This is a genomic window from Levilactobacillus suantsaii (assembly GCF_004115745.1).
Classification (GTDB): domain Bacteria; phylum Bacillota; class Bacilli; order Lactobacillales; family Lactobacillaceae; genus Levilactobacillus; species Levilactobacillus suantsaii.
The window spans coordinates 1-11,925 of the sequence record NZ_QXIL01000037.1 but is presented as its reverse complement, the minus strand read 5'-3'; the positions used below and the strand labels follow the sequence as shown (position 1 = coordinate 11,925).

Annotated in this window: 8 protein-coding genes and 1 pseudogene; 7 read left to right on the top strand and 2 right to left on the bottom strand. The window is 47.9% G+C overall.

The features are described 5' to 3' along the window. Nucleotides 1-405 precede the first annotated feature (405 nt). Entirely contained in the window at nucleotides 406-1,371 is a 966-nt protein-coding gene (locus DXH47_RS11035; RefSeq protein WP_225423579.1) for an ABC transporter ATP-binding protein, read from the bottom strand. A 397-nt stretch (nucleotides 1,372-1,768) separates the two neighbouring features. On the opposite strand from DXH47_RS11035, the pseudogene DXH47_RS11030 reads away from it, so the two are divergent. Continuing rightward, nucleotides 1,769-2,595, top strand: a pseudogene (locus DXH47_RS11030) (IS30 family transposase); the annotation flags it as partial. A 126-nt stretch (nucleotides 2,596-2,721) separates the two neighbouring features. Here the strand turns inward: DXH47_RS11030 and DXH47_RS11025 are convergent. Next, a complete protein-coding gene (locus tag DXH47_RS11025; RefSeq protein ID WP_129033363.1) occupies nucleotides 2,722-4,974 on the bottom strand; it encodes a glycoside hydrolase family 3 C-terminal domain-containing protein in 2,253 nt (750 codons plus the stop codon). A 464-nt stretch (nucleotides 4,975-5,438) separates the two neighbouring features. On the opposite strand from DXH47_RS11025, the gene DXH47_RS11020 reads away from it, so the two are divergent. From DXH47_RS11020 to DXH47_RS10995, 6 genes are all read left to right on the top strand, one after another. Next, nucleotides 5,439-7,079: a peptide ABC transporter substrate-binding protein gene (locus DXH47_RS11020; protein WP_129033362.1), complete on the top strand. Its 1,641-nt coding sequence runs from the start codon at nucleotides 5,439-5,441 to the stop codon at nucleotides 7,077-7,079. 37 nt (nucleotides 7,080-7,116) lie between these two features. Beyond that, a complete protein-coding gene (locus DXH47_RS11015; RefSeq protein ID WP_129033361.1) occupies nucleotides 7,117-7,668 on the top strand; it encodes a DNA-3-methyladenine glycosylase I in 552 nt (183 codons plus the stop codon). A gap of 513 nt (nucleotides 7,669-8,181) precedes the next feature. Further along, on the top strand, nucleotides 8,182-8,988 hold the full coding sequence (locus DXH47_RS11010) for a MetQ/NlpA family ABC transporter substrate-binding protein (protein ID WP_129033360.1): 807 nt from the start codon (nucleotides 8,182-8,184) through the stop codon (nucleotides 8,986-8,988). A 53-nt stretch (nucleotides 8,989-9,041) separates the two neighbouring features. Further along, complete coding sequence (locus DXH47_RS11005) at nucleotides 9,042-10,106, top strand: methionine ABC transporter ATP-binding protein (protein ID WP_129033359.1); 1,065 nt, start codon at nucleotides 9,042-9,044, stop codon at nucleotides 10,104-10,106. Between the two features lie 39 nt (nucleotides 10,107-10,145). After that, complete coding sequence (locus tag DXH47_RS11000; RefSeq protein WP_170955020.1) at nucleotides 10,146-10,790, top strand: methionine ABC transporter permease; 645 nt, start codon at nucleotides 10,146-10,148, stop codon at nucleotides 10,788-10,790. 224 nt (nucleotides 10,791-11,014) lie between these two features. Continuing rightward, the gene (locus DXH47_RS10995) at nucleotides 11,015-11,839 is read left to right on the top strand and encodes a DMT family transporter (protein WP_129033357.1); all 825 of its coding nucleotides are present in this window, start codon (nucleotides 11,015-11,017) and stop codon (nucleotides 11,837-11,839) included. Nucleotides 11,840-11,925 lie beyond the last annotated feature (86 nt).

Here is an 11,925-nt window from a genome sequence, read left to right as displayed (position 1 = left end):
ATAAAGTAGATGTACCCAAAGTAATCACTCCCTATATTGGTTGGAATTAGCTACTACCATTGTAAGTGATTGCTTGGGGCTTTTTAATTTCTGTTCGGATTAATTATAGAATTTGCCGTCTTAATAAGACTACTGAGAGATTTCCGCTTCTTACTAAGGCACTAAACTTAAAAATAAGAGATGTGGAAAACACTAGTGACAGTAAATTCACAACAACTAAGTAATTCAACATCTGTGAAGGTATAATTCCAGCAATATTATCGGAAGAACTAAATTTGTAGACCGCTAACCACATGAATACTGATACAGCAACGTCTAAAGCCGTAGTAATTAGTTTTAAGAGTAAGTTTCCTTTATAGATTAGGGTCGAAAACAAACCGTTTTGAAAACAATACAAATATTTTTTCAAATTTCATCGCTCTCACTTCTGAATAGATTAATTAAAATCGTGTCCAAATCGCTGTTTTTCTGTTGCACCGAAATAATTTGCTTTGCGGGAACCGGAATGAGTGACGTGTTTTTATCGTTAATTTGGTATTTGGTATCACTTAATTGGGTCATATTATTAGGAAGTGGGATTATCGGTTCTTTAGTAGTAATTTCAAGAATGTCATTCGACGCGAACTTCGAAGTTAGCGATGGCGTTGTGCCTTCAAACAACTTCTTTCCATGGCTAATTACAATTACCCTTTGAGCAAGCGCTTCAATGTCTTTAGTGTTGTGACTGGTTAAAACAATAGTCATATTTGTTTCAGTATTTATTTTTTTTAAAAACTTATAAATGTTTTCTTGACTGGATACATCAATGCCAATTGTTGGTTCATCAAGAAATAGAATTTTGGGGTAATGAATGATGGCACAGATTAATTCAAATTTTGTTCGCTGTCCAAGGGAAAGTTTTCTAACGGGTACAAGTAATTGCTTTTTAACGGATAATAGCCCTGCTAGATATTGAATACGATTTTTAAAATCTTCTGGCGACACTTTGTATATTTCTCTTAGCATAAGGAGTGTATCCATTGGTGGAAGGTCCCAAATTAATTGGCTTTTTTGGCCCAACATCACCCCAATTTGATTAAGATATTTAACCTCCTTTTTGAATGGGTCGATGTTCTCAAGCAAAGAGATCTTTCCACTACTAACTGGAAGAATACCAGTTAGCATTTTGATTAGTGTTGTTTTCCCAGCTCCATTAGGCCCAAGCAATCCGATGACTTCTCCTGGGTTGATAGAGAAAGTGAGATTTTCAATAGCTGGGATTTTTTTCGTATTTCGTTTAAAGAAATCCTTGAGAGTTCCAGTTAGTCCAGTGCCCTTGGTATAACTGATATAATTGAAGCTAGCATCCTTTGCTTGAATTATGGGTTCCATCACATCCAGCTCCCTCAGTATCTTTGTTGGTAGCCACTATGCACAGTAAGTTTCTTAAAAAAACCGGTAATAATTTTATTAGTAATTTTATTTTTTAGAAAGAAAAATCTGTAAATGATAAGCGATAAGGACATCCATGGGGTGTCCTTTTTCGTGGATACTTGGTAACAGATCGACTAGCATAACGGGTATAGAATAGTCACCTGTCCGCTATTCATGAACGCATTCTATGTTCAAAGGCTTCAAAAATCAAATTGTTTTTTAACTATTTTGTAATTTTTAAATTGAAAAATCATTTAATTTTCAATCGATGAATTTACAATTGAAGTGCAACACATAAGTGAATAAAAAGGCCCATAGTGGGTACAATTACTTAACAACCACGAAAAGCAAAGGAGTACGCGCTAAAAGATGTCATAGTCATAAACCACGAATACTTGATCAAAAATCGATCTTGTGTCAAAAGATTGTTGAATTAATTGAAGAGCATCAGTGGTCTTCTGAGCAAATCGTAAAACGAATGGTACTAGAAAATTATGGGCACATTAGCTACAACACCATTTACCGACACATTGAACACCATAATCTTAATCAGAAATTTAAATCAAGCAGAGATACGGGGATAAGGCGAAAGCTACGTCACCGTGGGCGTCAACGTCACCGCGCAATCACCGCGCAGGCGACCGAAAGCATTGGGAACCCAAGGTCGATTATATATCGATTCATGAGCGGCCCACTTTTATCAATAAACGTAAACGCATTGGGGACTGGGAGCTGGACACTGTTCAAGGTAAAGTGGGTGGTGAAGTGTTGGTAACCGCAGTAGACAGATTGACACGATACGTTCTCATAACAAAAGCTGCACGAAAAGATTCTGAGTCAGTAAACAACGCTTTATTAAAAATGTTCCTTCAAATTCCTAAGGAATTTGTTCATTCCATTACACCCAATCATGGAACTGAGTTCTTGAAATTAGGTAGTATACGCGATGATTTAGACGTTACAATCTACTGGCCAGATCCTTATTCACCAGAACAACTAGGAACTAACGAAAATACTAATAGCTTAATTCGAGGGTATTTCCCTAAAAATCAAAGCTTAAGTTTACAGACTGTGGAAGAAGTAAAACGCTGTCAGTGGAAACTAAAACATCGCCCTAAAAGGGCTCCTGGGTATCGTACGCCAGCAAAGATTTTATTCGATAAAGTGTTGCACTTGGTTTGACAATTTGTCCCATACAAAAACTCCCCCTTAGGTAGGCAAGCTTTGATTATTTGCTTGTCTACCCAAAGAGGAGTATATCCTTCGAGGAACGACCTCGAGTCGGCTTTTTTAGTGTCAAATTAAGACTTAACGACTTTGGTTGGCCGCTTGGATAAAGTCATTTAGCGGTTTGGCCGGGGTACCCAGCGCGACTAATGCCCGCAACGGCATGTTCAAGTACATGCGGCTTTGGAAGAGTAACGGTTGGTGATCGGCATCCGTTTCGCTAAAGAGGTTTTGCGGGACGTCGGGTTGCAACAGGGGAGCCACAACGGTCCGCTGGAAGAGTCCGCGCAACCGGGGCTCCGTGACGACCTTGGCCAGGTAGGTTTCGAGCGTGACCGGTGCCGGCGCGTTCTCGAAGTCCATGGTCAGTTTAGATTGGACCCGAATGTCGTGAGAGGATTCTCCAATCATGACTTCGTAGTCCCCGGTATCTGCTTGCCAACGGTGAACGCGTTCGCGCCACCAGCTGAAGTCCCGCCGGTTCAAGTGGAAGGTCACTGATTTAGTCTCGCCAGGGTCGATACTGAGTTTGGTGAACCCACGCAGTTCCTTGGTCGGCATCGGGGCGTGCGACGCGTGGTTGGCCACGTAGAGTTGGGGCACGGCCTTACCGGCTTGATCCCCGGTGTTGGTGACATCGAAGGTGATCGTGGCGCCGTGGGCATCGGACTTGGTAACCAGGTTGCCGTATTCAAAGGTGGTGTAGCTGAGGCCGTGACCAAACGGGAAGAGCACGCGCATCTCGTGAGTGTCGTAGTAGCGGTAGCCCATGAAGATGCCTTCGGAGTAGTTTTCGTGGTGTGGGTCTTGGCCAAAGGTGGGTGCCATTGGCGTATCCGCTAACTTCAACGGGAAGGTTTCCGCTAAGTGTCCGGATGGGTTGACCTTGCCGGTGATGATGTCCCAGGTGGCTTCACCCACGGCTTCACCAGCCAGGTAAGTTTCGACGATGGCGGCCACGTTCTTGACCCACGGCATCTCGACCACGGAGCCGTTTTGGAGGACGACCGTGATGTGGGTGTTGACCTTGGTCAATTGACCGATCAGTTCCGTTTGGTTTTCGGGCAGGAGGATTGCGGACTTATCGAAGCCTTCAGATTCTTCCTTTTCGGGGTAACCGGCGAAAACGATGACGTGGTCGGCCTGCTTAGCGGCGGCGATGGCGTCGCTAGCTAACTGGTCGTCGGTCTCGCTGTCATCTAACGTGTAACCCTGCTGGTAGTCGGCACTTAAGCCACTGTCGGCCAAGGCGTCGAGTGGGGTGACTAGCTTAGTCGGGTTGACGTGGGAACTCCCGGAGCCTTGGAAACGGGGATGCTTAGCCAATTCGCCCACAATGACCAACTTGCCCTGATTCTTAGGAGTCAGTGGCAGTTCGTTTTGGTGGTTCTTTAGTAGCACGATACTGTCGTCGGCCATCTTACGGGCAAAGGCGTGGTGGGCCTCGTGATCGTAAGCCTTAGGATGCGGGTTGGTCGGGCAATTTTGAATTAGGTGCAGGAGGTGCCGCACAGATTTGTTCAAGGTCCCTTCGTCTAGTTCACCGGTCTCGATAGCTTTGACGATTTCATCGACGGAAGGTTGACCCTTACCGGGCATTTCAAGGTCTAGCCCGGCACTCAACGCCGCGGCGTGGTTGGCGACCGCGCCCCAGTCGGACATCACGGCGCCGTGGAAGCCCCACTCGTCACGCAAAATATCGCGCAACAGGTAGTGGTTTTGGGAGTTCAAGACGCCATTGATCCGGTTATAAGAGACCATGAGGGTTTCCGGTAAGGCATTTTTAACGATGATTTCAAACGCTTTTAAGTAGAGTTCACGCAACGTTCGTTGGGACATGTCACTAGAAGACGTGAACCGTTGGTTTTCCCGGTTGTTGGCGGCAAAGTGCTTGACCGAGACACCGACGCCCTTGGATTGGACACCTTGAACGTAAGCGGTGCCTAATTTACCAGCTACCAGGGGATCTTCGGAGAGGTATTCGAAATTCCGCCCACCCAGTGGGGAGCGTTTCATGTTGACGCCGGGACCTAAGAGGATGTTGACCTGTTCGGCGCGGGCTTCGACCCCCAGGTGTTCACCTAATTGGTGAAAGAGGTCGGTGTTCCAAGAACTGGCGCTCAAGGCAGCGGCGGGGTAGGTGATGGCCTTCACGGAGTTGTTAATGTCGTTCGTGGTCGACGTCTGTTTCCGTAATCCCGAGGGACCGTCCGTCATCATCAAAGCGGGAATGTTCAACCGGTCGATTTTGGCGGTATACCAGTTGTCTTTCCCAGAAACCAACGCGGCCTTTTCCGGTAGCGTCAGTGCTGCCAGTGTCTTTTCAATGTCCATACGTTCAAATCCTTTCTGTCTGTAGATCAGCCGATGGCGGGAGCGGTTACATACCAGTGCTACTCGCAAATCAGCTCTGTTTCTAGTATACCGTTTTCGGGGGTCAGATGTTACCGTGGCTGAAATTTTCTAGGGGGAAAACTACCCGTTGACAAGTTTTTTAAAGTGGGGTACTTTTAAGTTGTGCAATTTCTAGATGACGAATTTTAAAAAGGAGGGGAACCACAAATGTTAACTAACGCTAACCAACTTAACCAAGTTATGATCGCATGTTGTGTATGTAACGTGTGCTTTTTTGCGTTGCGTTCACATGTGGTTCCCGATTTCTCGTAGCAACTTAAACAGGCGACGAGAGTTTCTGACAACGGGTGATACCATCACGGTGAGCGTGATGGTATCACCCGTTTTTTATCGTCAAGGAGGTTGCACACCAATTTGAGGAATGGAAAGGGAGTTAGTCAGTGATGAAAAGATGGACGAGTTTTGGATTAGTCGCCGCAGTGGTTGCGTTAGGATTGGGGCTGGCCGCTTGTGGGCAATCAACGACTAGCGCCAAACCCAAACAAGTATTGCGATTACCGGCCACCGCGCAATTGGATACGATCGACCTGGCCAAGGCCACCGGTTATGGCCAAACGGGGAATGTGTTTGAAAGCTTTTACCGTCTGGGGAAGAACGGGAAGGCCGTTCCGGGGTTAGCGGATAAAGTGACGGAATCCAAGGATCAAAAGACCTGGACCTTCCATATCCGGAAAAACGCGAAGTGGAGTAATGGTGATAAGATTACCGCCCACGATTTTGTTTATTCCTGGCGGCGGACGTTAACGCCGTCCACGAAGTCGTCCTACACCAACATGTTCTCCGGCATTAAGAATGGGGATCAAATCATTGCGGGAAAGATGAGCCCGAAGAAGATTGGGATTCACGCTAAAAATAAGCAGACCGTCGTGGTGCAACTTGAAAAGCCAATGGCCTATTTCAAGATTCTGATGGCCTACCCGCTGTTCGCACCACAAAACGAAAAAGTCATCAACAAGTACGGCAAGAAGTACGCCACCAAGTCTAAATACATGGTCTACAGTGGACCGTTCAAGATTGAGGATTGGAAGGGGACCAGCAACACCTGGTCTTTCGTCAAGAACGACCAGTACTGGGATCACAAGGTGGTCAAGCTCCATAAGATTCATTACCAAGTGGTCTCCAACACCCAAACGGGTCTGAGCCTCTATCAAAACAAGAAGCTTGACCTGGCGCAACTGACCAACGAACAGGTGAAGAACTACAAGAACAACGCCGCGTTCAAAGAGTACCCATACTCCATCATGATTCATTTGAAGTACAACTTTAAGGACACCGATTCGACTAAGCTGGCCGCAATCAAGAACCAGAACTTCCGGCAGGCAATCGGCTTATCCATCAATCGCAAGCAACTGACCAAAAAGGTCTTAGGAGATGGCTCCGTGACGCCGACCGGGTTCGTCACCAGCGGCTTGGCCAACGACCCCAAGACCGGCACGGACTTCGCGACGCAACAGGCCGTCAAGAATACCACGACTTATAACCCGAAGTTAGCTAAGCAGAAGTGGCAAAAGGCCTTGAAGCAACTGGGAACCAAGGAAATCAAGCTGAACATTCTGGCCGGAAACGACGACCCGATGGCCAGCACCGTCACCCAGTACCTGAAGGGCAAGTTGGAAAAGATGTTACCAGGGCTTAAGCTCGACATCCAAAACGTGCCGGCGCAAGTCGCCCAACAACGGTCACAATCCGGCGACTTTGACCTCTACCTCTCCCACTGGGGTGCGGATTTCAACGACCCGATTTCCTTCATGCAGATTCCGTTGAGCACCAACTCGTTAAACTACGGTAAGTGGTCCAACAAGACCTACGATAAGCTGATTGCTAAGGCGCAAAATCAGGATGCCGGAACGCCTGAGAAGCGCTGGCAGGATATGGTCAAAGCGGCTAAGCTCTTGAACAAGGAGCAAAGCTTCACGCCGTTGTACCAAGCCAACTACGCTTATCTGCAACGGCCAACGGTCAGGGGTGTGATTCACAACACGGCCGGCACGCAGTGGAGTTACAAGTACGCCTATATCAAATAATTGTTATCTTAGTGAAGTTCAAAGGAGACGATGACCCATGACCCTGGCAGCAGACGATGGCCAACAATGGACGACAAATGGTGTTCAAGAGTATCACGCCTATTTTGGGACTCCCACCCACGATGATCATATCTTGTTCGAGTTGATGACTGTAGGCGTGTTCCAGGTGGGCCTAAGTTGGCAGGCCGCGGACAGTAAGTTGCCGGTGTTTCGCCGGGTCTTTGCGGGCATGGCGCTTTCCGCCGTGGCGGGGTTCGACCTCGAACACGATGGGGAGCGCATCGCCCGCGACCCCCAGATGATTCAAAACGGGCGTAAGATTCGCGCCACGATTCAAAATGCCCGGGCCATTCTACAGATTCAACGCAAATTTGGTAGTTTTGCCGATTATTTATGGGCCTTCGTGAACGGCACGCCGTTGCTGTTACCCGTAGCGACGCGTGACGAAATCGTAAACCAGTCGACCATCGGTTCTGCGGTCGCCAAAGACTTGAAGCGCCGCGAATGCAAGTTTGTGGGCCCGGTGGTCACCCATATGTTTTTGAAGGCTGCTGGGATTTTACAAGACCAAGTCTTGGCCGAGAATTAACGGGGCACGTCACTTCCTTGAGAACGATTTCTTTCAGCTAGGGCGGCGATTATCGATTTTATGGTAATCGTCGCCCTCAGTTGTTGGCGGAAATTTTTAATCGCTTCAGCTTGACACTGCATTAAAGTTGCATTAGACTTACTGATAAATTAAGTGATTGAAAACAATGTGATCAGGAGAGTAACTATTGGTAAGTCGTTTCAGAGAGCTCGTGTTTTGCTGTAAGCGAGTAACGATTGCCGCGGTGAAGATGGCCTGAAATGAATTGGTGCCGCTAAGTTCGCAAGAATGAAGTGGTGATGACTGGCACTCATTATCGTGCACACACCGGGGTGGGCTTTTTGCGCCACGATGTTAATGAGGGGCCGGCCGTAAAAGCTGACTTAAACTAGAATGGTACCACGACAAGTTCGTTTCTATTAACTTAGAAGCGGACTTTTTCTTTTGGTCCAAATTTTCAATCACAACTTAACTTAGGTAAAACCATGACTTGAGGAAAAAGGGGATATTAACATGAAGCAATTTAAACGATTCGCTTGGCTATTTCTATTATTGATTCCATTATTGATCGTTGCCGGCTGTGGGAAATCCAGCTCATCAGACAAGACCGTTAAAATTGGAATCATGGGTTCCGACGAAAAGATTTGGAAGCCCATCAAGAAAAAATTGGCTAAGCAAGGCATTAATCTGAAGTTAGTGACCTTTACGGACTATAATCAACCTAACGCGGCGTTGACTAACCACGAAATTGATTTGAACGCGTTCCAACACACCTACTTCATGAACACTTGGAACAAGGCGCATAAGACTAACATTGTTTCCATTGGTAAGACGGTCCGCGCACCACTACGGTTGTACTCCAAGAAGGTCAAGTCCGTGGCCGACATCAAGAAGGGCGACCAAATCACGATTCCAAACGATTCGACCAACGAAGGCCGGGCCTTACACCTGTTACAATCGGCCGGGTTAATCAAGGTTAACAACAAGGTCAAGTTGCCAACGCCGAAGAATATCACGCAAAACAAGCTGAACTTGAAGATTACGGCGGTTGACGCGGCCCAGACGCCACGGTCCCTGTCGGATGCCACGGCGGCCATCGTCAACAACGAATTTGCGGCTGAAGCTAAGTTACCGAACAAGGAATGCATTTACAAGGAAAAGCTGAACAAGGCGTCGATTCCATATATCAACGTGATTGCGACGAACAAGGCCGATAAGAATAACAAGACGTACAAGAAGATCGTCAAGGCTTACCAGAGTGAAGCCACGAAGAAATTGATTAAGAAGTACTACCACGGCTTATCCGTTCCAGCATGGTAAGCCAATTAGCTTAAGTTGAGAATTGCCGGCATGGCGAGTAAGGAGAATTGACTGTGAGCAAAGATGCGATTATTCAGTTAAAAGACGTTGACGTGACCTTCCATAATAAAGGTCAGACGGTCGAAGCCGTCAAAGACGTCTCGTTAGATGTTGAACGCGGGGATATCTACGGTGTTGTGGGGTATTCCGGTGCCGGAAAGAGTACCTTAGTCCGGGTGATTAACCGGCTCCAGCAGCCCACCGCGGGTCAAGTCACGGTTAATGGTCAGAATATTCTGACACTAAATGGTAAGAAGTTGCGGCAAGCGCGGACGAAAATCGGGATGATTTTTCAACACTTCAACCTGATGAACGCCCGGACGATTGCGGATAACGTGGACTACCCTTTGAAGGGGAGTAAGTTATCTCGGACCGAACGCAAGGAAAAGGTGGCCCGGTTACTCGACCTAGTTGGGTTGAGCGAAAAGGCCAACGATTACCCGGCCCAACTATCTGGGGGGCAGAAACAACGGGTGGCGATTGCCCGCGCGCTGGCCAACGACCCCGAAATCCTGATTAGTGACGAAGCGACTAGTGCGCTGGACCCGAAAACCACGTCGGCCATTCTGGAACTGCTCAAGCAATTGAACAAAGACTTGGGCCTGACCGTGGTCTTGATCACCCACGAAATGGACGCTGTCAAGGAAATCTGTAATAAGGTGGCCGTGATGGAAAACGGTAAGATTATCGAACGTGGTGACTTACTGACCATTTTCAGTCAACCGAAGGAAAAGCTGACCCGGGACTTCATCAATACGGCCACGCAGATTGACCAAGCCTTAGAAAAGATTTACAAGCAGGTCGGCGACTTAGGGTTGGATGACCACCACCGCTTGATTCAACTCAAGTATGTGGGCGCCAGTACCGATGCACCGCTAATTACGGAGTTGTTCAAACGGTATCAGGTTGTTTCTAACATCCTGTACGGAAACGTGGAGATCTTACAAGATACGCCACTGGGGAACTTGGTCGTCGTTATGGCCGGGGAACCCGACCAGTTGGACCGCGCTTGGCAGTACTGCCGCGACGCCGGGATTCAAGTAGCGCAACTCGACCCACATGATTCGGAGGTGGCCTAGTTGAAAATTTTTGCCCATTACTTTCCTAATGCCGTGACCATGAAGAGTGAGTTCATGCAGGCCACCGGCGAAACGCTTTACATGACCTTGATTACCGCGATTATCGCGGGGATTATCGGGATGGCCCTCGGGATTGGGTTAATCGTGACCCAACCAGGTGGGATTCTCGAGAACCGGGTCGTGTACAACATCATCGATAAGATCGTTAACCTGTTCCGGTCGATTCCCTTCGTTATTTTACTAGCGGTGATTGCACCGGTCACCCGGCTAATCGTCGGGACTGCTATCGGGACCACCGCGGCTATCGTGCCGTTGATTATCGGGTCCGCGCCGTTCTACGCGCGGCAGATTCAAAACGCCTTGGCCGAAGTCAATCGTGGGGTGGTCGAAGCCGCCGAAGCAGTCGGTTCTGGACCGATTGCGATTATCTTCCGGGTCTACCTGAAGGAAGGCCTGGCGGACATTATCCGGTCATCCGTTCTAACGATCATTAGTCTGATCGACCTGACCGCGATGGCTGGTGCCATCGGGGGTGGGGGCTTAGGTAACCTCGCGATTAACGTGGGGTACAGCCGGTTTGAAAACGACGTCACTTTCTTAGCGATGTTGATCATTCTGGTGATTGTCTTTGCCATCCAACTCTGCGGGGACCTCTTAGCGCGGCACGTGGATCACAGTGCTTAATTTTGAATAAACGACTCTCGTTGCGAGTGTAACGGGAGTAAGCGAGTCTGGCGGAATGGTCAGACTCGTTTTTGGGTTTCTGCGGCTTAAGGTAAATTATTTAATAAATCTGCTGGGTTGTTAGCAAATTTTAATCCTAACTGGTTAGAATTGAAGTTTAAACTGGTGAGTGAAAGTGAGGATTTTGGACGTTTAGAAAAGTAGGTGTACCAACTGGAAGTGTCATGAAGGGTATTTTTTGGGCCACGATAGCTTCGGTCATGTTTGGGGTCTCCGGGACCGTGTTACAGTTTATTTCGCAGGGCCAGGATATTCCGGCAAGTTGGTTTTTGTCGGCGCGAACCTTAGGGGCGGGCGTCGTCTTATTAGTGATTAGCCTGATTCTGTACGGTAAAGAGACCTTTACGATCTTCCGCCATCCCCGTGAGATTGGGTGGTTACTGGCGTACGCCATCATCGGCCTGGGGGCCAACTTGTTGACCTTTTACATGTCGGTTCAGACCGGGACCTCGGCGGCGGCCACGATTTTGCAATACTTAAGCCCCTTGTTTATTGTCCTGGGGAGTTTTTTATTCAAGCATGAACACCCGTTGCGCAGTGATATGATTGCCTTTGCAATCGCGCTGGTAGGGGTCTTTCTGGCCATCACCCGCGGTAATTTAGCTCAATTATCGATTCCTTTGGGCTCGTTACTCTGGGGCATCGGTTCCGGTATAACGGCGGCCTTTTACGTGGTCTTACCGCGACCGTTGATTCGTGAGGGTGGCCACGCCCCGATTACCGTGTTAGGCTGGGGGACGTTGATTGCGGGAATTATTTTCAACCTCAATCATCCGGTCTGGCTCAGTACGCCGCCATTGACCATGGGGTTATTGGCGTCGATGAGTACTGTGATTTTACTGGGGACCATTATTCCGTTCTCACTACTGTTGTATAGTAGTCACTTTGCGCCGTCCGACGTCATCAGTATCGTCGATGCGGCCCAACCCGTGATGACCTTTGTGCTCTCGATTCTTTTCTTGAGCGACGAATTGTCAAATCAAGTGTAACTTTTTACCGAAGAAAACTTCAGATGGTGTCTTCCAGCCTAAGACCTTACGGGGGCGATTATTTAAATTCCTGACAAACTTCGCGA